The sequence below is a fragment of the Achromobacter sp. RTa genome (genome assembly GCF_000757485.1).
Lineage (GTDB): Bacteria > Pseudomonadota > Gammaproteobacteria > Burkholderiales > Burkholderiaceae_B > Achromobacter.
Genome location: NZ_JPYO01000041.1, coordinates 218,661 through 242,471, shown reverse-complemented (window position 1 = coordinate 242,471; position 23,811 = coordinate 218,661). Strand labels below are relative to the sequence as shown.

The following is a 23,811-nucleotide window of genomic DNA, read 5'->3' as shown; positions in this document are numbered from 1 at the left end:
GTCCTCGGTTAAGACAGGTCGGCCAGCGCCGCTTCAGGGTCGCCGGCGGTCAGGTATTCCCACATGCGCTCGTAGATGCGGCCCGTGCCCACGGCGCGCGCGGCCGCCTCTTCGGGCGCCAGCGTCGGCGCGCCGTCGGCCAGCCCGGCCGACCGCAATTGCAATTCGATGCGGGCGGCGTCTTCGAGATACCAGGTCAGCACCACGGCATGCATGAGCGACTCGGCCGCCACCACCGCGCCGTTGCCCCGCATGGCCACCGCCCGCGCCGCGCCCAGCGCCTCGGCCACGCCGCGCGCCTGCGCGTCGCTGCGCACCAGCTGGGGATCGTCCCAGAGCGGAACGGCCGGCGAGAAGTACGAACCCATCCCGTGCCGCGGCCTGGGCGTCACGCGCGCCGAGGACAGGGTCATGACGGTGGGCGGCATCGACCGCACCACGCCCCGTACTTCGGGCCGCGTCCGGTAGATGTGCTGGTGGATGCGGACCTCTCCCAGCACGCCTTCGGGCAACTCGCCATGCACCGGCACCACCGCGCCGGCCTCGCCCGGTTCGATCAGGCCCATGGGACGGGCCGCGCATACCAGGAAATGATCGCCGTCGATCCGGCTGCTGCAATGGCCGTAGGCGTGGACCAGATTGGCGCGGGCCAGGGCGCGCGCCGCCACGCGGACCAGCGCCTCTTGCCCGGCGGCAGGCCTTGGCGCGGCGCTCACGACTTGAACTCCGGGATATCGGGCTTGGCGCCCCACATGCAGAATGACGACGGCACGGCCGGGAAGCTGCGGGGCCGGTAGGTCTTTTCCTCTTCGGCGCTGATCAGCCGCACGCCGGTGGAGTATTCGTAGATCATGCCGTCCGGCCCGTCGAAATACAGGAACATCGCGCCGGAGGTCGGATGCCGCCCCGGGCCGAACCGGATCGGCACGTTCCATTCGCGCAGCTGATACCAGGCGCGCATGATGTCGTCGATGCTTTCCACCTGGTGGTTGATGTGCTGCACGCCCGGATAGGCGGACGGGAACAGCGCGATCTTGTGGTGCACTTCGTCGATGCGCAGCAGAGGGGCCTCGCCGATGCGGTCGCTGACGCGCGCCGACAGCAGGCCGGTCCAGAAAGCTTCGTCGCGCCGCGCATCCAGCGTGCGCAGGCCGATATGCGAAAACCCCGTGACGCCTGCGTCGCGGGCCGGGAAATAGCGGCGGCCGCTGTGCTGCGGGGCATGCACGAGCTCGATGCGGTTGCCGGACGGGTCGGTGAAACCGAGAAAGTCGCGCACGTAGCGCTGTTCGGCCTCTTCCCTCTTGCCCGCCACGACCGCATAGCCGCTGCGCTCCAGCACCGCGCCGGCGCGTTCCAGCTCTTCGGGGGAGTCCACCTCGAACGCGGCGGTATGGTCCCGGGGGTCGCCTTCGAAATAGCAAAGGGTATGGTCGCGCGAATCGGACTTGAAATAGGCCGCGCCGTGTTCCCTGCGAGCCAGTTCAAGCCCCAGCACGGTGGTCGCGTAGCGGATCGCGCCCTCCAGGTCGCGGGTGCCCAGCCGGACGTACCGGATGTCGTGTAGCCGTATCACTGCTTGTCTCCTGATGCGCCGCCGCCGGCTTCATGCCGGTCATCCGAGCGCCTTTTTTTCTACGATAAGCAGCAAAAATCTCGGCGTCAATAATTTTTATCGAGATTTTTGAATTCAGGAGCAAGAGACGCGCGCGAACCGCGGCCACGAGGACCGGCCGGGGCGGTGCAGCGCCCCGGCCGGCGGATCAATCGCCGGCGGCGGGCAGCCACTCCTCCAGCGTGACCTCGAACGTCATGCAGATCGGATTGGCGCCGGGCACGAAGGGGCCGCCATGTATCCGGCCCTGCGGGTCGGCGACCACGCCTGACAGCGACGCGACGAGCGAGCCGTCCGGCTGCGCCCTGACCTCGCCCGCCAGGCTTACGATTTCCACGGCGGGCCCATTGAGATGGCGATAGCCCCCGTCGCGCGCGTACAGGCAGGCGTCGACGAGACTGCCCAGCGCCCCCCGGACGAAGGCGTTGCGGAACCCCTCGGCAAGGCAGAGTTTTTCGACGCCTTGCACCAGGTCCTCGTTGGGACCGATCCGCGCGTAGGCCACCCGGCCCATGGTTCCGGTTTCGATTTCAGGCGGCATCATGGTCTTGGGCTCCATGAGGTTGCAGCAGCCGCAGATTGGTTTCTGCGTCGTAGGTGGCTCGCAGTTCGATCCCGTCCAGCGCCGTCACCAGCACGGGGACGGGCAAGGGGCCGAGAATCGAGGTTTGCGCAATGATGTGGCCGCCCAGCGGTTCTCCCTGCTCATTGCAGAACGCGGCATGGCAATGCACCAGCGCCCCCCCGCCATCGCCCTTGCCCAGCGTGGCGTTGCCAAAGATCAGATAAGCGGGCCCCGCCGAGATCGGCTCGGTGTAGGCCACGACCCGGCGATGCTCGGGATCGGGCGGAGCGGTGCAATAGTCGAGATGGCTGAACACGCCGCCCAGCAGGGTCATCGAGGCGTTGGCGACGCCGGCGCCGGCCAATGCCCCGACCAGGGCGTCATGCAGGCTCGCGCCCGGCCGCAAGCACAGGCGGAAGTGGCGTCCCTGCCGCGCGCTGCGGCTATGGATGCGCACCGGGTTGAAGGCTCCCGGATGTATCAATGTTCTAGGGCGGGGCAATGCCTGTGATCCCCGCGACGTACGATCCACGGTGATGGTTCGCATGGTCTGGACTCCGTGCGCTTGTGGCGCGATGGGTGGAATCGGAAAATCCGGGCCTGTCGGCGCGACAGGCCCGGGTCAATGCACGGCGGGCAGCATGCCGGCGGCGGTGAACCCGCCGTCCACGCATATGACCTGGCCCGTCACGTAGCTGGATTGAGCTTCGTCCAGCAGCCAGCCTATGGTTCCGTTCAGCTCTTCGGGCGTGGCATAACGGTGCTGCGGCACGACCTGGCGCCAGGCGGCGCGGGCCGCCTCCGTATGCATCTGCCCCACCAGCGGCGTCTCGATCGGCCCCGGGGCGACGGCGTTCACCCTGATGCCGTAAGCCGCCAGCTCCACGGCCATCACGCGCGTCAGAGTCACCACGCCCCCCTTGGACGCGCCGTAGGCCGCGCGGCCGGCGTTGCCCCGTATGCCGGACACGGAGGCGATATTGACGATGGACCCGCGCCGCCGCTCGCGCATGCGCCGCGCCGCTTCGCGCGCCACCACGAAAGACCCCACGAGATTGACTTCCAGGATGCGCCGCAGCATGGCCGCATCGGTATCCAGAAAGGGCACGTCGCGGCCGATTCCGGCCGAGTTCACCAGGCCGGATATCGGCCCGAAATCCTGCTCCAGCCGGGCCATCGCGTCCACCACCTGCGCCTCGTCGGACACGTCCAGACGCACGCAGCCCAGGCGGCCGGCCGGAGCCATTTCCCGGATTTCGTCCAGTTTCTCCTGCGAAACATCGGCCACCAGCACCTTGCGTCCCGCGTCCAGCAGACCGCGCGCCACGGCCAGGCCGATGCCCGACGCCCCGCCCGTGACCAGAATTGCCTCTTGCGCCATATTCATGATCCTGCCTCCTCGTTGTTGTGGATACTGCCGTTCAGCGGCCAGCCAGCGCCGCCTGCGCAAGGCAGCCGCGCTCGTGCAAGGCGTCGCGCACCAGCTTCTTGGTGATCTTGCCGTAGCCGGACCGGGGCAGCGCCTCCCAGAAAAACACGTGGCGCGGCAGCTTGTAGCGCGCAATGCGCGGCGCCAGCCAATCCAGCAGCGCCTCCGCCTCCAGCGCATGGCCGGGACGCAGCACGCAGACCATCACGCCCACCTCCCCCCAGGTCGGGTCGGGCACGCCCAGCACCGCGGCTTCCGCCACGGCGGGATGGGCCAGCACTTTTTCCTCCACCTCGCGCGGGTAGATATTCGATCCGCCCGAGATGTACATGTCGGACTGCCGGCCAGTGATGTAGAGATAGCCCTCTTCGTCCTGGTAGCCCAGGTCGCCGGTGCGGAACCAGCCGTCCCGAAAGGCCTTGGCATTGGCTTGCGGATTGGCGTAGTAGCCCGCGAACACCGCGGGGCCGCAAACGCAGATCTCGCCCGTCTGCCCCGCGGGCAGCGGCAGCCCCGCCTCGTCCTGGATGCTGACCTGCATGCCGGTGCGCTCGTATCCGCAAGTGCCGGCGCGCGCGCCCGGCGCATCGCCGGCGCGATGCTGCGAGGGCGGCAGCACGGTGATATTGCCAGTGACTTCGCCCAGCCCGAAGTACTGCACCAGCACGCTGCCGAGCTTTTCCAGAGCGCGCTTCTGGTCTTCGCGATACATCGGCGCGCCGGCGTAGATCACATACCGCAGGCTGCCATGGTCGCACTCGTCCACGGCGGGATGCTCCACCAGCATCTTCACGATGGTGGGCACGGTGAACATGTTGGTCACGCCGTGGCGCTCCACCAGCCGCCACAGCTCGCCGGCGTCGAAGCGCGATCCTTCCGGCAGCACCGAGCACGCGGCGCGCGCCACCTGGGTCAGGAAATGGATGCCCGCGCCGTGGGACAGCGGCGCGACGACGAGGCTGACGTCTTCTTCCGTGGTGCCCGGCATCAGGTCGCACAAGTGATTCGTAACCACGAAGGCCATCTGCCCATGGGTCAGCACGGCGGCCTTCGGATGCCCCGTGGTGCCTGAGGTGAAAAAGAACCAGCACGGATCGTCGTAGTCGACGTCGACGCACGCCCGCGGCGCACCGCCCAGGCGCGCCTCGATGAGCGAAGCGGTGTCGGCCTCGCCGAAGTTGCCAGGCCCCAGCCGCGCCAGCAGCGCCAGCCCGGGCATGGCGCTGGCCACCGCCGCGGCGTGCTCGGGGGACTGCCCTTCGCAGAGAAAGGCCTTGGCGCCCGCCGCCTGGGCCAGATAGACGGCCTCGTCCGGCGAAATGCGGAAATTGGTCGGCACCCAGACCGCACCCAGGCGCAGCACGGCGAACAGGGTTTCGACAAATTCGAAACTATTGCGGGAATGCACCAATACCCGGTCGCCCTTGCCCACGCCGCGCTCGGCCAGCGCCTGCGCCAAGGCGGCGGTGCGCGCGTCCAGCTCGCTCCAGCTGCGGCGCATGCCGCCGCACAGCAGCGCCGCGCGGGCGGGATGGCGGCGCGCCGCCTGGACCAGGAAATGCGCCAGGTTCATCGCCCGGCGCGATACGGGCGCCACGCCGCCAGCAGGCGCCGCGCAGGCGGCGTCCGGAACAAAATCCGGGCGGCCGCTCATTTGGCGCGCTCCAGGATGCTGACGTAGTTGGCTACCGCCGCGCCGCCCATGTTGAACACGCCCGCCAGCGTGGCGCCAGGCACCTGCATGCCCTGCGCCTCCCCCATCAGCTGCAGGCACGCCATGACGTGCATGGACACGCCCGTCGCGCCCACGGGATGCCCCTTCGCCTTCAGGCCGCCCGACGGATTGACCGGCAGGCGGCCGCCCTTCTGGACCCACCCTTCCCGCAATGCCCGCGCCCCCTGCCCGCGTGGCGTCAGCCCCATGGCTTCGTACTCGATCAGCTCTGCGATGGTGAAGCAATCGTGCGTTTCCACGAAGCTCAAGTCGTCCAGCGTCGCGCCCGCGTCCGCCAATGCTTCGCGCCACGCGCGCGCCGCGCCCTCGAAAGCGATCGGGTCGCGCCTGCTGAGCGGCAGGATGTCGTTGGCCTGGCGCCGCGCCCGGAAGGCGATGGCGCGGCTCAGGCCGGCCGCCGTTTCCTCGTCCGCCAGCACCAGCGCCGCCGCGCCGTCCGAGATCAGCGAGCAGTCGGTGCGGCGCAACGGCGCAGCCACGTACGGGTTCTTTTCCGAAACGGTGTTGCAGAACTCGAATCCGAGGTCCTTGCGGATCTGCGCGTAGGGATTGTCCACGCCGTTCTTGTGATTCTTTGCGGCGATGTGCGCCAGCGCCTCGCCCTGGTCGCCGTGGCGCTCGAAATAGGCGGCGGCGATACGGCCGAAGACGCCGGCGAATCCGCCGGCGATGTCAGCCTCTTCCTTGCGATAACTGGCGTTCAGCAGGATGTCGCCGATTTCAGCCGTCGGGCGCGAGGTCATTTTCTCGGCGCCGACGACCAGCGCCACGCGCCCCCTGCCCGCCTCGATGAAATCCATCGCCGCGTACAGCGCCGCCGAGCCCGTCGCGCATGCGTTTTCCAGCCGCGCCGCCGGCACCTGCGCCAGGGCCGGATGCGCCAGCGCCACCAGCGCGCCCTGGAAATCCTGCTTCTGGAAGCCGCTGTTCATGACGCCGGCATAAATGCCGTCCACCGCCTCCGGGGCGATGCCCGCGTGGTCCAGGGCCGCGCCGGACACGCGGGCCATGAGGCTCTCGGTGTCGGGGTCCTCGAGTTTGCCGAATGGAATGTGCGACCATCCCACGATGACGGCACGCTTGCTCATCACTGTCTCCTCAAGTGGCGCCCGGCCCCGCCGCGCGGCGGATCAGGGCTTGGGGGCCGGCGGACGCGTCCGCGCCTCGCGGCTCCCGGGATTGGCCTGCGCTAGCAGGCGTTTGGCCTCGCGGGACAACAGCTTGGCCAGTTGAAACTGCCTTTCCTCGTCCATGCGCGACTCGACCGCGGCGATGCTCAGCGCGCCAAGCACGTGCCCCTGCTCATCGCGCAGCGGCATGCCAATGCCCCAAGAGCCCGGAACCACCAGGCCGCGGTTCACGGCATAGCCCTGTTCGCGGACTTCATCCACCAGCGTACGGATAAGAGGCACCGAATAGTGCGGGTAGCGCCGCGCGATCAAGGCCGCGTTCGCCTGCAGGCACGCCTCGACGTCGTCATCGGGCAAGGCCGCCAGGATGGCCAGGCTGCCTGCGCCGATGCCCAGCGGATGGCGGTCTCCCGGCAGCAGCACATGCGTCTTCAGCGGGTAGTCCCCGTCTTCGCGCAGCACGCAGACCGCGAACACATCGCGCCGAAGGGAAAAGAAGGCGGAATCCCCGCATTCATGCGCCAGCCGCGCCACCACGGGCGCGGCCAGCCGATTGATGCCGAAGCGTTCGCTGGCGATATTGCCCAGCACGTGGCATTCGGGCCCGAGGAAGTAGCGGCGGCTGGCCGGGTCCTGCTCGACCATGCCCTCGGCGCTGAGCGCCGCGAGTATGCGATGGACGGTCGGCTTGCTCATGCCCGTGTCCCGGGTCAGCGCCAACAGGCCGGCGCCCTCGCCGCGCATGCGCGACACGCCGCGCAGCACGAGCATGGCTCGCGAAATCGCCTGGGCGCCGCCGACCTGGGATGAGGTTTCCGCCACATCGTCTCCGTCTGATTTTTCAGATGGTCCATTTTGTGGACCTCTGTATTTATCCTGTTTTTTCATTCTGCACCAGTTTTAGTGATTTACGCTAGATAATCGGTGTGATTTAATGAATTTAAGGGTAGAACATAGGTCCATATAATGGACCGCATGCAAAGATAAAGCAAGAAGCCTGGAAAGGCGCTTTATCCGGCCGCCCTCGCAGCGGGCCGGATCTCATAACCAAGGAGACAGCATGAACACGACTCGACGCAAACTCATGAGCGCCGCGGGAGGCGGCGCGCTTCTGGCCCTGGCGCCGTTCCAGCGCACGCTGGCCGCGCCGCAGTACCGGTACAAATACGCCAACAACCTGCCACCCGCGCACCCCATGAACGTGCGCGCGAACGAGGCCGCGCAGAATATCCTGCGCGATACCGGGGGCCGCTTCGAGCTGGCCATATTTCCCAGCAGCCAGCTGGGTTCCGACACCGACACGCTCAGCCAATTGCGCGCGGGCGCCGTCGAGTTCTTCACCCTCTCGGGCCTGATCCTGTCCACGCTGGTCCCCGCAGCATCCATCAGCGGCATCGGTTTCGCGTTCCCCGACTATGACGCGGTGTGGAAGGCCATGGACGGCGAGCTCGGCGCGCACATCCGCCGCGAAATCAACGGCAAGGGCCTGATCGTCATGGATCGCATCTGGGACAACGGGTTCCGCCAGGTCACCACCAGCTCGCGCGCCATCGCAAGCCCGGACGACTTCCGCGACCTGAAGATCCGCGTGCCCGTGAGTCCTCTGTGGACGTCCATGTTCAAGGCGCTGGGCTCTTCGCCCGCCAGCATCAATTTCAACGAAACCTATTCCTCGCTGCAGACCCGCGTGGTCGACGCCCAGGAGAACCCTCTGGCGATCATCCAGACCGCCAAGTTCTACGAGGTGCAGAAGTACTGCTCCATGACCAACCACATGTGGGACGGCTTCTGGTTCCTGGGCAACCGTCGCGCCTGGGAAAAGCTGCCGGCCGACATCCGCGAGATCGTCGCCAAGCACATCAACGGCGCCGGCATGGCCGAACGCGCAGACGTGCTGGCCCTGAACAACCAGTTGCAGGCCAAGCTGGCGGAAGAAGGACTGGCCTTCAACACTCCCGACCCGGCCCCCATCCGCGACGCTCTGCGCAAGGCCGGCTTCTATGCGGGCTGGAAGGAGAAGTACGGCGAGAAGGCATGGGGCCTGCTCGAGCAATCCGTGGGGAGCCTGTCATGAGGGCGGCGATGACGCACCCGGCGGACATGCTGGCGGGCGCGGAGGCGCCGCCGGGCGCCAGGCGCGCCTGGGCAGTCGCGGCCGACAGGGCGCTGGGGCACCTGGTGGAGATCCCCGCGGCCATCCTGGTGGTCGCGGAGATCGTCATCCTGTTCTCGGGCATCGTGGCGCGCTACGCGCTGCACGAGCCCCTGGTATGGTCGGACGAGCTGGCCTCCATCCTGTTCCTCTGGCTGGCGATGCTGGGCGCCGTCGTCGCCTTCCGCCGCGGCGAGCACATGCGCATGGGCGCCCTCGTCAACCGCGCCTCGCCCGCAACCCGCGCGGTGCTGGACATGGTGGCGGTGGCGGCCGCGCTGGCCTTCCTGCTCATGCTGCAGGCGCCGGGATTCGAATACGCCTCGGAAGAGCGCTATGTCACGACCGCCGCGCTGGAGATCCCCAACGTCTGGCGTGCCGCCGCCCTGCCCGTGGGCACGGCCCTGATGGCGCTGATCGCCCTGCTGCGGCTGGTCGAATGCGCGCAATGGCGCACCACGGGGCTCGCGCTGCTGCTGGTCGGCGGCGTGGTGGCCGCCATGGCGGCGCTGCAGCCGGTGTTCGCCGGCCTGGGCAATCTGAACCTGCTGATCTTCTTCGTCGGAATCGTGGCGGCGACGGTGTTCGCGGGCGTGCCTATCGCCTTCTCGTTCGGCCTGGCCACGTTCGGCTACCTGTCGCTGACCACCGACGTGCCGATGATGGTGGTGGTCGGACGCATGGACGAGGGCATGTCCCACCTGATCCTGCTCGCGGTGCCCCTGTTCGTGTTCCTGGGCGTGCTTATCGAAATGACCGGCATGGCCAAGCGCATGGTGGCCTTCCTGGCCAGCCTGCTCGGGCACGTGCGCGGCGGGCTGTCCTACGTGCTGATCGGCGCCATGTACGTGGTATCGGGCATCTCCGGCGCCAAGGCGGCGGACATGGCGGCCGTGGCGCCGGTGCTGTTTCCCGAAATGCGCGAGCGGGGCGCAGACGAGGGCGATCTGGTCGCGCTGCTGTCCGCCACGGGCGCGCAGACCGAAACCGTGCCGCCCAGCCTCGTGCTCATCACCATTGGCTCGGTCACGGGCGTATCCATCACGGCGTTGTTCATCGGCGGCCTGCTGCCGGGGCTGGTGCTGGGCGTGATGCTGTGCCTGGTCGTCTGGTGGCGCAACCGCCGCGAAGACCTGAGCGCGGTGCGCAAGGCCAGCGGCCGCCAGATCGGCCGCGCGCTGGTGGTGGCGCTGCCGGCGCTGGCGCTGCCCTTCGTCATCCGCGCAGCCGTGGTGGAAGGCGTAGCCACGGCGACTGAGGTTTCCACCATCGGCATCGTCTACGCCACGCTCGTCGGGCTGCTGGTCTACCGCTGTTTCGACGTCAAGCGGCTCAAGCCCATGCTGGTGGATACGGCTTGCCTGTCCGGCGCCATCCTGCTCATCATCGGCACCGCGACCGGCATGGCCTGGGCGCTGACGCAATCGGGATTCTCCACGCAGCTCGCCGCCACCATGGCAGGCCTGCCCGGCGGCGCGGCGACCTTCATGGCCGTTTCCATCGTCGCGTTCGTCATCCTGGGCAGCGTGCTGGAGGGCATTCCCGCCATCGTGCTGTTCGGCCCGCTGCTGTTTCCCATCGCGCACCAGATGGGCATCCATGAAGTCCATTACGCCATGGTCGTCATCCTGTCCATGGGCCTGGGCCTGTTCGCGCCGCCCTTCGGCGTGGGCTACTACGCCGCCTGCGCCATCGGTCGGGTCGCCCCGGAAGCCGGCATCCGGCCCATCATGGGGTACCTGAGCTCGCTTGCGATCGGCATCGTCGTCATCGCCGCGATTCCCTGGATCTCCACGGGCTTTCTCAAATAGCCCGAGCGGGGCGCGCCCTCTCGGCGCGTCTCGCCCCTCTCTCCTTCCTGCCGCACGCCGCATCGGCCCGGGCCGCAAGTTGAAAAAAACCCACACCGCGCGCGCGCCCGTTGATCCGGCTACACCATTTCTATAGAATCTTCAATTCGGGCCTTTGCCCATTCCTTTTCTCCATTCAATACACCACTGGGAGGCGAACGATGATGTACCCGCAAACCGCCGTCCCGCGCGTGTCCCCGCGACGCCATTAAGTCGTCGCCCGCGCGGACCCATCGCTGGATGCCTATCTAGCGACTGGTCCTCCGTGCCCGCCCCAAACCCGTAAACGCAATGCCTGCGCCTCTCGCGCGGGCCGTTCCTTCCTCTTTCCACACAAGGACTCCCGGCGTCCTGGTGCCGCCGGGCCATTGCAATGGCTAGAAAAACAATCGATCTTCGAGGACAGGCCTTCAAGGATGTCCTGGGCTTTACCTTCCGCTACTGGCGCGCGCAACCCTGGCGCACGGCGCTGATCGTCGCGCTCGCGCTGCTGTCGGCGCTGGCCGATGTGCTGACCCCGCTATATGCCGGCCGGCTGGTCGACGCCGTGGCTTCCGGCGCCGCGGGCGACGAGCTGGTCTGGAGCGCCGCCCTCACCTCGTTCTGGCTGCTGATCGCGCTGGGCATCGGCAGCGCCCTGCTGCGCCAGGCCGTGTTCCAGAACATCATCGTCTTCACGCTGAAGATGATGAATGAGATGGTGTCCAACGCCTTCCACCGTGTGCAGCGCTTTTCCACCGACTGGCATGCCAACAGCTTCGCCGGCTCGACGGTGCGCAAGATCACCCGCGGCATGTGGGCCGTGGACCTCCTGAACGACACGCTGCTCGTCGCGCTGCTGCCCTCGGTCGTCATGCTGGTCGGCGCCACCGCCCTGCTGGGCGCGCACTGGCCCGTGATGGGCCTGGTGGTCGGCGCGGGTTCGGTGCTGTACATCGCCGTCACCACCACGCTGTCTCTGCGCTACGTGGCGCCGGCGGCGCGCCTGGGCAACGCCTGGGACACCCGCATGGGCGGCGCCCTGGCCGACGCCGTGAGCTGCAACGCCGTGGTCAAGGCCTTCGGCGCCGAAGAGCGCGAAGAAACCCGGCTGGGCCGCGTCGTCGACAAATGGCGCCGTCGCACGCGCCGCACCTGGATCCGCGGCACGCTGAACGGCGGCATCCAGGCCGCGATGCTGGTGGCGATGCAGGCCGGCATCCTGGGCGTGTCGCTGCTGCTGTGGTCGCGCAACCAGGCCAGCGTGGGCGACATCACTTTCGCCCTGACGATGTTCTTCATGCTGCAGGGCCACCTGCGCGACGTGGGCATGCACATCCGCAACCTGCAGCGCTCGGTCAACGACATGGAAGAACTGGTCGCCCTGGAAAAGCAGCCTCTGGGCGTGGAGGACCGGCGCGGCGCGGGCGAGATCCGCGTCACCGCCGGCGAGATCCGGTTCGAAGACGTGACCTTCCGCTACGGCGCGCACGGCACGGCGCTGTACGACAGGTTCTCGGTGCGCATCGCGCCGGGCGAGCGGATCGGGCTGGTGGGGCATTCCGGATCGGGCAAGACCACGTTCATCAAGCTGATCCAGCGCCTTTATGACGTGAACGGCGGCCGCATCACCATCGACGGGCAGGACATCGCTCAGGCGAAGCAGGCTTCCCTGCGCAGCCAGATCGCCATCGTGCAGCAGGAGCCGGTGCTGTTCCACCGCACCCTGGCGGAGAACATCGCCTATGCGCGGCCCGGCGCCACGCAGGCCGAAATCGAGCAGGCCGCGCGGCTGGCCAGCGCCCATGATTTCATCATGGCGCTGCCCAAGGGCTACGACACGCTGGTGGGCGAGCGCGGCGTGAAGCTGTCCGGCGGCGAACGCCAGCGCGTGGCCATCGCGCGCGCGTTCCTTGCGGATGCGCCCATCCTCATCCTGGACGAAGCCACGTCCAGCCTGGACAGCGAGAGCGAGGTGCTGATCCAGCGGGCGATGGACCGCCTGATGGAGGGCCGCACGACGCTGGTGGTGGCGCACCGCCTGTCCACCGTGCGCGCGCTGGACCGCCTGCTGGTCATGGACCATGGCCGCGTCATCGAGGAAGGCAGCCACGAGGCGCTGATCCGCTTGAAGAACGGCCTGTACCGGCGCCTGTTCGAACGCCAGGCCCTGGAACTGACGAAGGGCCTGCGGCCGGACGAGCTGCTGGGGGACGGCGCGGTTCCGCCTCCGGCGCGGGACGAAGAAGAGGACGAATCCTCGTACGCCTTCGCCAAATAGGCCTCTTGCGGCGCTTGCGGGTGCTCGCCCCGCAAGCGCCGCATTTCATGCGGGACGCTGCGCGATCGTCAGGCGCAGGCCGAAGGCGATCAGGGCCACGCCGAACACCCGGCTCTGGATCTTCTGCGCGCGCGGGCTGGCCGACATCCAGCGTCCCACCGCCCCACCCGCCAGCGCGCACATCACGTCCAGCGCCAGGCCCAGGCCGACCAGCACCACCCCCAGCACCGCGAACTGCCGGCCGATGGGCCCATGCGCCGGCGACACGAACTGCGGCAGCAGCACCGAGCAGAACAACAGGGCCTTGGGATTGAGCACATTGGTCAGCACGCCGCTCAGGAGCGCCGGCCCCCAACCGGCCCTGCTCGGCGCGGCCTGGCCGACGGCGTCGTACGACACCGGCCCCGCGCGCAGCAGGCGCACGCCCAGCCAGACCAGATAGCACCCGCCCACCGTGCGCGCGGCGTCGAAGGCCCAGGGATGGGTCTTGAACAAGGCCGCCAGACCCAGCGCGGCCAGCGTTACGTGCGCGGCCCGGGCGATAGCCAGCCCCGCAGCCACCGCCAGCGCCTGTCCGCGCCCGCGCAGCAGGCCGGTTTCCAGCAGCAGGATCATGTCGGGCCCCGGCACCACATAGACGATCAGCAGCGCCCCCAGAAACATCGCCATATCCGCCATCGCCCGCTCCCGCCAGTCTCATGAAAGGAGCTCATTCTAGAAAAATCGGGCTGGCATGTGCTTGCTATTCCTGCCATCCGAACTATTATTATTGGCATATTTCACCAATATCTATTATCAAATCCGGATTTCATGCCCAAGCGCGAATTGGACGGCTACGACCGCCGCATCCTCGAGGCCCTGCAGCAGAACGGCCGCCTGACCAATGTCGAACTGGCCGAACAGATCGGGCTGTCGCCGTCCCCCTGCCTGCGCCGCGTGCGCCTGCTGGAAGAGGCAGGCGTCATCCAGGGATACGAGGCCCGGCTGGCGCCCGACGAAGTCGGCCTGGGCCTGACCGTCTTCGTGGGCATCAAGGTTGAACGGCACCACGAACGGGACGCCGCCGAATTCCGTAAGGAAGTCAGCGCGCTGCCGGAGGTCATCTCCGCGCATCTGGTTTCCGGCGAATCCGACTTCCTGCTGCAGGTGGTGGTGCCGGACTTGCGCGCCTACGAGCGCTTCCTGCTCCATACCCTGCTAAAGCTGCCCGGCGTGAAGGACATCCGCAGCAACTTCGCCATCCAGACCGTCAAACCGCAAAGTCCGCTGCCGTTGGAACACCTGGCCAGGTAGGCCTCTTCAGGACGCCATCGCCGCCGCGGCGCGGTCCACCGCCTGGGAGCGGCGCTCGAAGCGGGCCTGCGACATCGCCAGATAGCGTTCCACGACGGCCGGCTCCGAGGTCTTCGGCGTGCCGCCGGGAAACGGCGGCTTGGGGTCGTATTCGATCTGCAGCTGGATCAGCTTGGCCACGTCCTCCCCGCACAGTTCCGCCACGACCTTCAGCCCCATATCGATGCCCGAGGTCACCCCGCCCGCCGTGAATATCCTGCCGTCCACGCACATGCGCTCGTCGCTGGGAATGGCGCCGAAGCGCGACAGCAATTCGCGTGCGCGCCAGTGGCTGGAAGCCCGTTTGCCGCGCAGCAGCCCCGCCGCGCCCAGCAGCAACGAACCCGTGCAGATGCCGAACACGTACCGCGCTTCCAGCCCCTGCTTGCGCGTGAACGCCACCCAATCGGGATCGACGATGGCATCATCCGTGCCCGGTCCGCCCGGCACCACCAGCAGGTCGCAGGGCGGCGCGGACGCGATGGTTTGTGTGGGCACGAAGCACAAGCCGCGATCGGACCGTACCGGATCCCGCGTTTTTGCGACAAAATCCACGGTGAAGCCCGGCGCGCCAGACAGCACCTCGTACGGCCCGGTCATATCCAGCTGGGTCAGGCCCTCGAACAAGAGAAAATTCACATGCATGACGATGCTCCTTTGGAAACGCCAGCCCCCAGGATAGGCGGACGCGCCCGGCCGGTCGCGCCAATTGCGGCCCCGAATGCGCCATTACGCATCCTGTTCGTGCTGTACGACGGTTTCCAGCCCCTGGACCTGGCCGGGCCATGGCAGGCGTTCAGCTCAGCGAACGAAGAGGCCGGGCGCAAGCTATACCAATTGCACACCATCGCCGCCACGCCCGTGGTCGCCACCTGGGAGCAGGGCCTGCGCATGCAGATGGACGGCACCTTCGCGGACGACGCCGACGCGCCGGTCGATACCATCCTCGTGCCCGGCGGCCCCGGCGCGGACCTCGCCAGCGCCCATCGCGAAACGCAAGCCTGGCTGCGCCGCCGCGACCCGGACACCCGGCGCACCTGCAGCGTATGCACCGGCGCCTTCGTCCTGGCCGCCACCGGGCTGCTCGACGGACTGGCAGTCACCACGCACTGGCGCTCGGCCACGCGCCTGCAATCGCACTATCCCGCCCTGCGCGTGCAGGACGACCGCATCTTCATCGAAAGCGGCAAATACTGGACCTCGGCCGGCGTCACCGCCGGCATCGACCTGGCGCTGGCGTTGATCGAACGCGATTTCGGGCCGGACCTGTCGCAGCAGGTGGCGCGCAGGCTGGTTGTCTTCATGCGGCGCAACGGCGACCAGCGCCAGTACAGCCAGACGCTGCGCCTGCAGGACCGGGTGGCAGCGCCCTTCCGCGACCTGGTCGAGAAAATGGAAGCGCAGTTGTCGGCCCGCTGGTCGGTGGACGACATGGCCGACGCCTGCCACATGTCGCGCCGGACCTTCCAGCGCAAGTTCGCCGCGCATTTCGGCGTCGCCCCGACCGAAGTGCTGAGGCGGCTGCGCGAAGAGCGCGCGGCGGCGCTTGCCGCGAGCGGCAAGGTGTCCAGAAAGGAAATGGCGCGCCAGTTCGCGCTGGGGCCGGCGCCGGGACGGACGGCGCCGGAATGACGCGCTAACCCGCCAGGCCCACCGAGACGCCGCCGCATACGTACAGCAGCTGCCCGGTGGTGAAGCCCGCCCGCGGATCCAGGAACATGGCGACCGCATGGGCCACCTCTTCCGGCAGACCCACCCGGCCCACCGGGATCGAGGCTTCCAGCGCCAGGGTCTTGGGTGCGCCGGGCGGATTCGACTGCTTGAACAGCTCGGTGGCCACCGGCCCCGGCGCCACGGTGTTCACCGTGATCCCGTCGGCCGCCAGTTCCAGCGCCCAGGTCCGTGTCATGCCCGCCAGCCCCGCCTTGGAGGCGCCATAGACCGTGCGCCCGCCCTTGCCCAGGCCCGCGCGGCTGCCGATGTTCACCACCCGTCCGTAGCGCGCCGCCCGCATGCCGGGCAGCAGCGCCTGCATGAGCAGCAGCGGCGCCGTGACGTTCAGCGCCATCGTCCGGGCCATCTGCTCCTGCGTCACGTCCTCCAGGTTGGCGACCTGGATCATGCCCGCATTGTTGACCAAATGCAGCACGGAGCGCTCGGCCGCCAGTTCCCGCGCGGCGGCGATGGTCGCCGCCGCGTCGCCCAGGTCCACCGAGCGGAACGTTTCGCCGGGCAGCAGCGCCTCGGGCGCCCCGCGGCTGAAGTTGACGACCTGGTAGCCGTCCTCGATCAGGCGCGCGACGATGGCGCGGCCGATGCCCCGGCTGCCGCCGGTGACCAGTGCGATGGGATTGTTCATTGCGCGGTGATCCCCTTGTCCTTGATGAGTCCGCCCCACTTCTTGCGTTCCTGGCTTTCGAAGGCGGCCAGGTCCGCGCCAAACAGCGTGCCGGGCTTGGCTCCCATGCCGGCGAAGTTCTTCGCGATGGCCTGGCTTTGCAGGCCGCTGCGCGCCGCCTCGATCAGTTGCTTGACCACAGGTTCCGGCGTATCGCGCGGGGCGTACAGCGCGAACCAGGCCGTGACGTCGAAGCCGGGCAGGCCCGATTCCGCGACGGTCGGGAGGTCGGGCACCGACGGGTCGCGGGTGGATGAGGTCACGGCTACGCCGCGCACCAGGTTCCCGTCCTTGATCTGCGCCAGCGACCCGGGCAGGTTGTCGAACAGCAGGTCGACCTGCCCGCCGGCCACGGCCGGCAGCGACGCGGACGTGCCCTTGAACGGCACGTGCAGCATCGTCACGCCGGCCATGGCCTCGAAATACGCGCCGGTCAGGTGCACCGACGAGCCGACGCCGGGCGAGGCATAGGTCAGCTTCTTGTCCTTGGATTGCTTGGCCGCCTTGATCACGTCGGCCACCGTCTTATAGGGCGACTTGGCGCTGACGGCGATCACGTTCGGCGTCGTCGACACCAGCGCGATGGGCACCAGGTCGCGCTCGGGATCGAACGCCATGTTCTTGTAAAGGAACTGGTTGATGGTCTGGGTGCCGATGGTGCCCAGGCCCAGCGTATAGCCGTCCGCCTTGGCGCGGGCCACATAGGCCATGCCGATGTTGCCGCCCGCGCCCGGCTTATTCTCGACCAGCACGGTCTGCTTCAGGCCCGGCTCCAGCGCGTGGGCGATGGCGCGGCCGAAGATGTCCGCCCCGCCTCCGGGCGGATACGGCACGACGACGGTGACGGGATGGTCGGGGTAGCCAGCGGCGTGGGCCGCAGGCAGCGCCAGCACGGCCAGCGCCGCGACTGCGAGGCCGCGGCGCCATGCGGCGCGCGGATGCAGGGATTGCGTCATGGTTTTGTCTCCTACCGAATCCGCTGCTTGCGGATTTCTTTTGGGTTTCTTTTGGGTTTCTTTTGGGTTTCTTTTTAAAGTACGTAAATACGTACTATATTAATAAGAACATAGAAAACCGACAGGAGACAAGCAGATGAAACGCTGGACCCAACGCCCGGAAGGATCGACCTGGGGCGACTTCGGCGCGGACGACGAGATCGGCCGCCTGAACCTGCTGACCGAGGAAAAAGTGCTGCAGGCGGTGCGCGAGGTTCAGGCGGGCAAGGTGTTCTGCCTGTCGCTGCCGCTGAACCTGCCCGGCGGCAACGTGCTGAATCCGCGCCGGCACGCGCCCACGCTCAAGCCCACGTTTCGCGAAGGCACGCCCTACCTGAACTTCCAGATGTCCCAGGTGCAGCCCGATGCGGTAGACGTGCTGTCCGACGACCAGGTCACCCTGTCCATGCAGTACTCGACGCAATGGGACGGCCTGTGCCACGTGGGCGCGATGTTCGACATCCAGGGCGACGGCGAGGCCCGCCGCGTCTACTACAACGGCTACGCGGCCGGCGTGGACGTATTCGGCGGAGCCGACCCCGATACCTCTGCCGACGCCTGCTGCCCGCCGGGCGGCTCGTACGCGCGCAAGCTCAGCGTCAGTCGCTATGCGGAGAAAGGCATGCAGGGCCGGGGCGTCCTGGTGGACCTGGAACGCGCGTTCGGCCCCGGCCGCACGGTCGTGGACCATGCCGCATTGCAGTCGGCCATGCAGGCGCAGAACGTGTCTGTCGAGACCGGCGACATGCTGGTGCTGCGCACCGGCTTCGCCGAAGCCGTCGTGGCCATGAACGGCCAGCCCGATCCGCACAAGCTGGAGCAGACCGGCGCCGTGCTGGACGGGTCCGACCCGGCGCTGCTGGACTGGATCACGCGCTCCGGCATCGCCGCCATCTGCGCCGACAACTATGCGGTCGAGGCGTATCCGGCGCGCGCCTCGGGGCCCGGCCATTCCATCCTGCCGCTTCATCACCATTGCCTGTTCAAGCTGGGCGTGCCGCTGGCCGAGCTCTGGTACCTGAAAGACCTGGCCGAGTGGCTACACGCGCAGGGCCGCAACCGCTTCCTGCTGACCGCGCCGCCTCTGCGGATGCCCGGCGCGGTGGGCTCCCCCGTGACGCCGATCGCCACGGTGTAAGCCATGCAGCTCCCGTATTCGACCTTCTCCGAACACCTCGACGCACTCGCGGCGCGCCAGCCGGACGCTCCCCTGCTGATCGACCAGGACCGCCCGATCGGCGCATCGGCGCTGCGAGCGCAAAGCCGCGCGCTGGCCGCCGGGCTCGCGCATATCGGCGTGCGGCCGGGGCAGCGCGTGGCGGTCTGGCTGCCCAATTGCGCGGCCTGGGTGGAATCTTTCCTAGCCTGCGCGCACCTGGGCGCGCTGGTGCTGGCGGTCAACACGCGCTTTCGCGCGCTGGAAGTGGCCGATATCCTGGGCCGCGGCCAGGCCGACTGGCTGGTGTTCTGGCCTGGATTCAAGGGCATCGACTTCCAGGGCATCCTGGACGGCGTCGCGCCCGAACACCTGGCCCGGCTGCAGGGCGTGATCGCGCTGGCCGAGGCGGACGAATCCCCGGAAGTCCACGGCAAGCCGGTGCACCGCTATGCGGACCTGCTGGCCTGCCCCGATCCCACGCCTGCCGCCCAGGACAACGCCGGCGTGCTGTGCTTTACCACCTCCGGAACCACCTCCAAGCCCAAGTTCGTGCTGCACGACCAGCGCACGCTGCTGCGCCACGGCGCGGCGGTGGCGGGCGCCTATGGCTACGACGCCCACAGCTGCGTGCTGGCCAGCGCGCCGTTCTGCGGCGCCTTCGGCTTCGCCACGCTGGTGGGCGGCCTGGCGCAGGGCGCGCCCGTGGTCTGCGCGCCCGTCTTCAATGCGGCGCAGTCCGCTGCCGCAGTGCGCCGCTACGCGGTCACGCATACCTACGCCAACAATGAAGCGCTGGTCGGAATGATGCAGGCCGCCGCGCCGGGCGATTTCGCTTCCGTCCGGCTGTTCGGCTTCGCCAGCTTCACGCCCGCGCTGGACCACATGCTCGACCTCGCCCGGGAGGCCGGCGTGCCGCTTACCGGCCTGTACGGGTCCAGCGAGCTGGTGGCGCTGGTTGCCGGCCAGCCCCGCGACCCGGCCGAAGGCGACGTGTCGGCCCGCCACCTGCCCGGCGGCACCCTGATCTACCCCGACGCCCGCGTGCGGGCGCGCGACCCGGCCACCGGCCAGGTCCTGCCCCACGGCCAGTCCGGCGAAATCGAAATCCTGTCCCCCAGCCTGATGCAGGGCTACCTGGACAACCCGGAAGCCACCCGCGGCGCCATTACCGCCGACGGCTATTTCAAGACGGGCGACCTCGGCTATACGCTGACCCCGCGCCAGTTCGTGTTCCAGACGCGCATCGGCGATTCGCTGCGCCTGTCCGGCTTTCTCGTCAATCCCGTGGAAATCGAGCAGGTGGTCGAAACCCTGCCCGGCGTGCGCGCCTGCCAGGTCGTGGGCGCCACCCGCGCCGGCAAGGTCGTGCCCTACGCCTTCGTGCTGCTGCACGAAGACGCCCAGGCCGATCCCACGGGCTGGACCGCGGCCTGCAAGGCCGCGATGGCCGGCTTCAAGGTGCCCGCGGGCTTCAGCGTGCTGGACGCCTTTCCCTCGGTGGAAAGCGCCAACTCGGTCAAGATCCAGAAACACCGGCTGCGCGAGATGGCGGACGCCGCCCTCGCCCAGGCCGCCACACCGTCCTCGCCCTGACCATGTCCGCCCGCAAGCTTTTCTCGCACAGCCCACAGCCGCTCTACCTGCAGGCGGCGGCGCTGTTCCGCAGCCATATCCAGAACCGTACCTGGCGGCCCGGCCAGCAGATCCCGCCGCTGGAATCCCTGATGGAAACCTACGGCATCTCACGAGCCACTATCCGCCAGGCGTTCGGCCTGCTCGAAGAGGACGGCCTGATCCGGCGCTCGCGCGGCTCGGGCACCTTCGTCAACGCCGAACTGCCGGAAACCCCCACCCTGCTGATCCCCAAGACCTGGGCGGAAACCGTCGAACTGAGCAACCAGCTGGGCACGGTTTCGCTGGTGGAGTCCAGCGCCGATTCGCCGCTGCCCGACACGCTGGGCATGCCTTGCGCCGCCGACCGCAGCGGCAGCTTCCAATACCTGCGCCGCGTGCACACCACGGACGCCGGCCCGTTCTGCTATAGCGAGGTCTTCCTCGACAGCGGGCTGTTCCGCAAGCACCGGGCGCGCATCCAGAAAAGCACCGTGGCGCCGGTCCTGGACCAGTTCTACGGCGCGCGCATCAGCGAAGCCCGCCAGGTACTCAATGTGATCGAGGCGGGGCAGGAGTCCGCCGAGTCCCTGCAGATTCCCGTGTCGTCGCCGGTTGCCGAATTGCGCCGCTATGCCTGCATCGACGGCCGCGTGGTGTATTTCGCGCGGCTGGAATTTCCCTTCCGCAAGGTGCGGATGGAGTTCGACCTGCTGACCGAGCGCTGAAGCGCGCTACGCCCCGCCCGTTTTCCCCGATAACAGAGCGCCGCAGCAAGCCCCGAGGCGCCTCCCGCAGTATCCGAAAAGATCCGGCAAAAAAGGAGACCCGCCATGAAATGCCCCGGAACACCCCGGATGTCCCTGCAGTTGCGCAGCACGCTTGCCCTCTTGTCCGCCGCCACCCTCGCCGCCGCAGCCAACGCAGCGCCGGCGCAGCCCGCGGCGATCTCCGACGACGTGGTCCGCCTGGGCCTGATCCTGGACATGAGCGGCATCTATGCCGACGTGACCGGCAAAGGCAGCGCCACCGCCGCCGAAATGGCCATCGCCGATTTCGGCGGCAAGGTGCTGGGCAAGAAGATAGACCTGATGGTGGTGGACCACCAGAACAAGGCCGACATCGCCGCCGCCAAGGCGCGCGAGTGGTACGACACCCGGCAGGTCGACGCCATCATGGACGTGGCGGGGTCCGCTCCCGCCCTCGCCGTGCTGGAGGTTGCCCGGGAAAAGAAGAAGATCGTGGTCTTCAGCGGCCCCGGCACCGAACGCATCACCAACGACCTGTGCTCGCCCTATTCCGTGCATTACACGTACGACACCTGGTCGCTGGCCAACACCACCGCGCGCGCCACCGTCGAGCAAGGCGGCAAGAGCTGGTACTTCCTGACGGCCGACTACGCGTTCGGCCACACGCTGCAAGCGTCGGCGACAGACGTGGTGAAAGCCAACGGCGGCACGGTGCTGGGCGCATCCCGCCACCCCCTGGGCTCCAGCGACTTCGCCTCGTACCTGCTGCAGGCCCAGGCCAGCCGGGCGCAGATCGTGGGCCTGGCCAACGCGGGCGGCGACACCGTCAACGCCATCAAGGCCGCCAGCGAATTCGGCCTGACCAAAGGCGGCCAGAAAATGGCCGGGCTGCTCCTGTACATCAACGACATCCACGCCATCGGCCTGGAAGCCGCCGCGGGCCTGACCCTGACCGAAGCCTTCTACTGGGACATGAACGACCAGACCCGCGCCTGGTCGCAGCGCTACTACGACAAGCTCAAGAAAATGCCCAATATGAGCCAGGCCGGCACCTATTCGTCCGTGATGCACTACCTGAAGGCCGTGCAGGCCGCGGGCACGGATGAACCCGCCGCCGTGATGAAACAAATGAAGGCCACGCCGATCAACGACTTCTTCGCCACCAACGGCCGCATCCGCGAAGACGGCCGGATGGTCCACGATATGTACCTGTTCGAGGTCAAGCAGCCGTCCGAATCCAAGCGGCCCTGGGACTACTACAAACTGGTAGCCACCCTGCCGGGCGACCAGGCCTTCATGCCGCTGTCCAAGTCCACCTGCCCGCTGGTGAAGAAGTAGCGCGCAAGCCCGGGCGGACGCCGCCCGGGCCCCCGGGGCGCCGCCTGTGCCGCGCATCATGGCGTACGCTAGAGGCTGCCCACTCGGAGACACGCATGTCCACTTCTCAACCGCAGCGCCCCATTCCCGCAACGATCGCCGCCGTGGTCCGCGATGGCCACGTGCTGCTGGTGCGCCGCGCCAATCCGCCCGACGCGGGCCGCTGGGCCTTCCCGGGCGGCAAGATCGACGCGGGCGAGCGCTTCGAAGCCGCCACGGCGCGCGAACTGCTGGAGGAAACGGGGGTGCGCGCCGAGCCTTTGCAGGTGTTCGACGCCGTAGACGTCTTCGACCGCGACGACGCGGGCGCGCTGCGCCGCCACTACATCCTGATCGCGGTGCTGTGCCGTTGGCAGTCCGGCGAGCCGGTCGCGGGCGACGACGCCGCCGAAGCCCGCTGGGTGCCGCTGGAAGCGCTGGACGGGCACTCCCTGGCGACCAGCTTCGGCGTGGCCGAACTGGCGCGCAAGGCGGCGGCCCTGTCGTGCGCCGCGCCGTAACGCTTCAGGCAGGCGCTCCCAAGCCGCTTCCCAGCAGCCAATCCCGGAACACCCGCGCCTTCTCCTGCAAGCCGACCCTGCCTGGCCATACCAGGTAGTAGCCAAACTCCTCCAGCCAGGCGTTGCCCGCGAGCCGGACCAGACGTCCGGCTGCCACTTCATCCTGCACCATCGCCGCGGGCAACAGGCCCGCGCCCTGGCCCGCAAGAACGGCCTGCAGCAGCAGGCCGCCATCATCGAAGGCGGGCCCTCTCGGCGTATCCGCGTCCTCCACGCCCTGCGCCGCCAACCACAACTGCCAGCCGTTGCGCGCTTCATCGTGCACGCGCGGCCAACGCAGCAATTCCCGCGCGTCGGCCGGCATTCCCAGCTTCGCCGCGAGCGCGGCCGACGCCACCGGCACGACTTCCACGGTCAGCAGGTGCTCGCTTTGCAGCCCCGCATAATGGCCCAGTCCGTGGCGGATGGCGATGTCCGCGCCGCCCCGGCCGAAAGTCGCCAGCGCGTTGCTGGTGACGATCTGCAGGTCGATCTCCGGATGGCGGGCATGGAAATCATGCAACCTGGGGATCAGCCAGGCCGACGCGAAGAACGCGGTAGTGCTGACCGTGAGCACCCGGCTCTCGGGCGGCAGGGCGATGCGGGCGGACGCGGCCAGGATCTGGCGGAAGGCGTTGCGCACCGGCGGCAGAAAGCCACGGCCGGCATCCGTCAGTTGGATGCCGCGGTTCACGCGCAGAAACAGCGCTACGCCCAGATGCTGCTCCAACGACTTGATCATCTGGCTGACCGCGCCGGGCGTCACGCACAGTTCCTGCGCAGCGCCCTTCACGGACAGATGGCGGGCCGCGGCCTCGAAGGCACGCAGCGCGTTGAGCGGAGGCAGTCGCGGAATGGCCATATCCGAAGAAATTAATAATTTAGTTTTTCTAATTTAAATTGAATAGAAATCAT

23 protein-coding genes are annotated in these 23,811 nt (G+C 68.1%); 10 read left to right on the top strand and 13 right to left on the bottom strand.

The features are described from left to right. Positions 1-8: 8 nt before the first annotated feature. The 8 genes from JL37_RS16765 to JL37_RS16730 form a co-directional block, all read right to left on the bottom strand. Positions 9-716: a class II aldolase/adducin family protein gene (locus JL37_RS16765; RefSeq protein ID WP_043545468.1), complete on the bottom strand. Its 708-nt coding sequence runs from the start codon at positions 714-716 to the stop codon at positions 9-11. After that, the gene (locus tag JL37_RS16760; RefSeq protein WP_043545467.1) at positions 713-1,576 is read right to left on the bottom strand and encodes a VOC family protein; all 864 of its coding nucleotides are present in this window, start codon (positions 1,574-1,576) and stop codon (positions 713-715) included. Before JL37_RS16760 ends, JL37_RS16765 begins: the two co-directional genes overlap by 4 nt. A gap of 187 nt (positions 1,577-1,763) precedes the next feature. Next, positions 1,764-2,159, bottom strand: coding sequence for a PPC domain-containing DNA-binding protein (locus JL37_RS16755; RefSeq protein WP_197064620.1), 396 nt, complete (start codon positions 2,157-2,159; stop codon positions 1,764-1,766). After that, positions 2,146-2,727, bottom strand: coding sequence for a PCC domain-containing protein (locus JL37_RS16750; RefSeq protein WP_052097290.1), 582 nt, complete (start codon positions 2,725-2,727; stop codon positions 2,146-2,148). Before JL37_RS16750 ends, JL37_RS16755 begins: the two co-directional genes overlap by 14 nt. A 75-nt stretch (positions 2,728-2,802) precedes the next feature. Continuing rightward, positions 2,803-3,567 (bottom strand): SDR family NAD(P)-dependent oxidoreductase, encoded by a 765-nt coding sequence (locus JL37_RS16745; protein ID WP_043545464.1) that lies wholly within the window; start codon positions 3,565-3,567, stop codon positions 2,803-2,805. 34 nt (positions 3,568-3,601) lie between these two features. Continuing rightward, positions 3,602-5,263: an acyl-CoA synthetase gene (locus JL37_RS16740; protein ID WP_043545463.1), complete on the bottom strand. Its 1,662-nt coding sequence runs from the start codon at positions 5,261-5,263 to the stop codon at positions 3,602-3,604. Then, positions 5,260-6,432 carry an acetyl-CoA acetyltransferase gene (locus JL37_RS16735; RefSeq protein WP_043545462.1) on the bottom strand — a complete coding sequence of 391 codons (1,173 nt, stop codon included), beginning with the start codon at positions 6,430-6,432 and terminating at the stop codon, positions 5,260-5,262. The genes JL37_RS16740 and JL37_RS16735 overlap by 4 nt, the downstream gene beginning before the upstream one ends. A 42-nt stretch (positions 6,433-6,474) precedes the next feature. Next, positions 6,475-7,296 carry an IclR family transcriptional regulator gene (locus JL37_RS16730; RefSeq protein ID WP_043545461.1) on the bottom strand — a complete coding sequence of 274 codons (822 nt, stop codon included), beginning with the start codon at positions 7,294-7,296 and terminating at the stop codon, positions 6,475-6,477. Between the two features lie 238 nt (positions 7,297-7,534). Between JL37_RS16730 and JL37_RS16725 the strand changes: the two genes are divergently transcribed. From JL37_RS16725 to JL37_RS16715, 3 genes are all read left to right on the top strand, one after another. Continuing rightward, on the top strand, positions 7,535-8,548 hold the full coding sequence (locus JL37_RS16725; RefSeq protein ID WP_043545460.1) for a TRAP transporter substrate-binding protein: 1,014 nt from the start codon (positions 7,535-7,537) through the stop codon (positions 8,546-8,548). Between the two features lie 8 nt (positions 8,549-8,556). Next, a complete protein-coding gene (locus tag JL37_RS16720) occupies positions 8,557-10,437 on the top strand; it encodes a TRAP transporter large permease subunit (protein WP_369798562.1) in 1,881 nt (626 codons plus the stop codon). 412 nt (positions 10,438-10,849) lie between these two features. Further along, the gene (locus JL37_RS16715; RefSeq protein ID WP_043545458.1) at positions 10,850-12,736 is read left to right on the top strand and encodes an ABC transporter ATP-binding protein; all 1,887 of its coding nucleotides are present in this window, start codon (positions 10,850-10,852) and stop codon (positions 12,734-12,736) included. Between the two features lie 45 nt (positions 12,737-12,781). On the opposite strand, the gene JL37_RS16710 is transcribed toward JL37_RS16715, so the two are convergent. Then, positions 12,782-13,405, bottom strand: coding sequence for a LysE family translocator (locus tag JL37_RS16710; protein WP_231570365.1), 624 nt, complete (start codon positions 13,403-13,405; stop codon positions 12,782-12,784). 141 nt (positions 13,406-13,546) lie between these two features. Between JL37_RS16710 and JL37_RS16705 the strand changes: the two genes are divergently transcribed. Further along, positions 13,547-14,029, top strand: coding sequence for an Lrp/AsnC family transcriptional regulator (locus JL37_RS16705; protein WP_043545456.1), 483 nt, complete (start codon positions 13,547-13,549; stop codon positions 14,027-14,029). A 6-nt stretch (positions 14,030-14,035) separates the two neighbouring features. Here the strand turns inward: JL37_RS16705 and JL37_RS16700 are convergent, their stop codons facing one another. Beyond that, positions 14,036-14,713: a DJ-1/PfpI family protein gene (locus JL37_RS16700; RefSeq protein ID WP_043545455.1), complete on the bottom strand. Its 678-nt coding sequence runs from the start codon at positions 14,711-14,713 to the stop codon at positions 14,036-14,038. Positions 14,714-14,803: 90 nt separating this feature from the next. Between JL37_RS16700 and JL37_RS16695 the strand changes: the two genes are divergently transcribed. Next, on the top strand, positions 14,804-15,700 hold the full coding sequence (locus JL37_RS16695) for a GlxA family transcriptional regulator (protein ID WP_043545822.1): 897 nt from the start codon (positions 14,804-14,806) through the stop codon (positions 15,698-15,700). Positions 15,701-15,704: 4 nt separating this feature from the next. Here JL37_RS16695 and JL37_RS16690 read toward each other — a convergent pair whose 3' ends face one another. Further along, positions 15,705-16,427 (bottom strand): SDR family NAD(P)-dependent oxidoreductase, encoded by a 723-nt coding sequence (locus JL37_RS16690; protein ID WP_043545453.1) that lies wholly within the window; start codon positions 16,425-16,427, stop codon positions 15,705-15,707. After that, a complete protein-coding gene (locus tag JL37_RS16685; protein ID WP_043545451.1) occupies positions 16,424-17,422 on the bottom strand; it encodes a tripartite tricarboxylate transporter substrate binding protein in 999 nt (332 codons plus the stop codon). Before JL37_RS16685 ends, JL37_RS16690 begins: the two co-directional genes overlap by 4 nt. A 136-nt stretch (positions 17,423-17,558) precedes the next feature. Here JL37_RS16685 and JL37_RS16680 point away from each other — a divergent pair, with 136 nt between their 5' ends. The 5 genes from JL37_RS16680 to JL37_RS16660 all read left to right on the top strand — a co-directional run bounded on the left by JL37_RS16680 (position 17,559) and on the right by JL37_RS16660 (position 22,857). Continuing rightward, entirely contained in the window at positions 17,559-18,599 is a 1,041-nt protein-coding gene (locus JL37_RS16680; protein WP_043545450.1) for a cyclase family protein, read from the top strand. Between the two features lie 3 nt (positions 18,600-18,602). Continuing rightward, the gene (locus JL37_RS16675; RefSeq protein WP_043545449.1) at positions 18,603-20,213 is read left to right on the top strand and encodes an AMP-binding protein; all 1,611 of its coding nucleotides are present in this window, start codon (positions 18,603-18,605) and stop codon (positions 20,211-20,213) included. Positions 20,214-20,215: 2 nt separating this feature from the next. Further along, positions 20,216-20,959: a GntR family transcriptional regulator gene (locus JL37_RS16670; protein WP_043545447.1), complete on the top strand. Its 744-nt coding sequence runs from the start codon at positions 20,216-20,218 to the stop codon at positions 20,957-20,959. Positions 20,960-21,088: 129 nt separating this feature from the next. After that, positions 21,089-22,318: an ABC transporter substrate-binding protein gene (locus JL37_RS16665; RefSeq protein WP_231570364.1), complete on the top strand. Its 1,230-nt coding sequence runs from the start codon at positions 21,089-21,091 to the stop codon at positions 22,316-22,318. A 95-nt stretch (positions 22,319-22,413) separates the two neighbouring features. Beyond that, the gene (locus JL37_RS16660) at positions 22,414-22,857 is read left to right on the top strand and encodes an NUDIX hydrolase (protein WP_043545443.1); all 444 of its coding nucleotides are present in this window, start codon (positions 22,414-22,416) and stop codon (positions 22,855-22,857) included. A gap of 4 nt (positions 22,858-22,861) precedes the next feature. Here the strand turns inward: JL37_RS16660 and JL37_RS16655 are convergent, their stop codons facing one another. Continuing rightward, positions 22,862-23,758: a LysR substrate-binding domain-containing protein gene (locus JL37_RS16655; protein ID WP_043545441.1), complete on the bottom strand. Its 897-nt coding sequence runs from the start codon at positions 23,756-23,758 to the stop codon at positions 22,862-22,864. Between the last annotated feature and the right edge of the window lie 53 nt (positions 23,759-23,811).

Excerpts from the sequence above, each read along its gene's own strand:
- JL37_RS16690 (WP_043545453.1), bottom strand. The coding sequence starts at position 16,427 with ATGAACAATCCCATCGCACTGGTCACCGGCGGCAGCCGGGGCATCGGC.
- JL37_RS16750 (WP_052097290.1), bottom strand. The coding sequence starts at position 2,727 with ATGCGAACCATCACCGTGGATCGTACGTCGCGGGGATCACAGGCATTG.
- JL37_RS16700 (WP_043545455.1), bottom strand. The coding sequence starts at position 14,713 with ATGCATGTGAATTTTCTCTTGTTCGAGGGCCTGACCCAGCTGGATATG.
- JL37_RS16720 (WP_369798562.1), top strand. The coding sequence starts at position 8,557 with ATGACGCACCCGGCGGACATGCTGGCGGGCGCGGAGGCGCCGCCGGGC.
- JL37_RS16715 (WP_043545458.1), top strand. The coding sequence starts at position 10,850 with ATGGCTAGAAAAACAATCGATCTTCGAGGACAGGCCTTCAAGGATGTC.
- JL37_RS16740 (WP_043545463.1), bottom strand. The coding sequence starts at position 5,263 with ATGAGCGGCCGCCCGGATTTTGTTCCGGACGCCGCCTGCGCGGCGCCT.
- JL37_RS16705 (WP_043545456.1), top strand. The coding sequence starts at position 13,547 with ATGCCCAAGCGCGAATTGGACGGCTACGACCGCCGCATCCTCGAGGCC.
- JL37_RS16710 (WP_231570365.1), bottom strand. The coding sequence starts at position 13,405 with ATGGCGATGTTTCTGGGGGCGCTGCTGATCGTCTATGTGGTGCCGGGG.
- JL37_RS16675 (WP_043545449.1), top strand. The coding sequence starts at position 18,603 with ATGCAGCTCCCGTATTCGACCTTCTCCGAACACCTCGACGCACTCGCG.
- JL37_RS16655 (WP_043545441.1), bottom strand. The coding sequence starts at position 23,758 with ATGGCCATTCCGCGACTGCCTCCGCTCAACGCGCTGCGTGCCTTCGAG.
- JL37_RS16725 (WP_043545460.1), top strand. The coding sequence starts at position 7,535 with ATGAACACGACTCGACGCAAACTCATGAGCGCCGCGGGAGGCGGCGCG.
- JL37_RS16665 (WP_231570364.1), top strand. The coding sequence starts at position 21,089 with ATGTCCCTGCAGTTGCGCAGCACGCTTGCCCTCTTGTCCGCCGCCACC.
- JL37_RS16685 (WP_043545451.1), bottom strand. The coding sequence starts at position 17,422 with ATGACGCAATCCCTGCATCCGCGCGCCGCATGGCGCCGCGGCCTCGCA.
- JL37_RS16670 (WP_043545447.1), top strand. The coding sequence starts at position 20,216 with ATGTCCGCCCGCAAGCTTTTCTCGCACAGCCCACAGCCGCTCTACCTG.
- JL37_RS16735 (WP_043545462.1), bottom strand. The coding sequence starts at position 6,432 with ATGAGCAAGCGTGCCGTCATCGTGGGATGGTCGCACATTCCATTCGGC.
- JL37_RS16755 (WP_197064620.1), bottom strand. The coding sequence starts at position 2,159 with ATGATGCCGCCTGAAATCGAAACCGGAACCATGGGCCGGGTGGCCTAC.
- JL37_RS16660 (WP_043545443.1), top strand. The coding sequence starts at position 22,414 with ATGTCCACTTCTCAACCGCAGCGCCCCATTCCCGCAACGATCGCCGCC.
- JL37_RS16745 (WP_043545464.1), bottom strand. The coding sequence starts at position 3,567 with ATGAATATGGCGCAAGAGGCAATTCTGGTCACGGGCGGGGCGTCGGGC.
- JL37_RS16680 (WP_043545450.1), top strand. The coding sequence starts at position 17,559 with ATGAAACGCTGGACCCAACGCCCGGAAGGATCGACCTGGGGCGACTTC.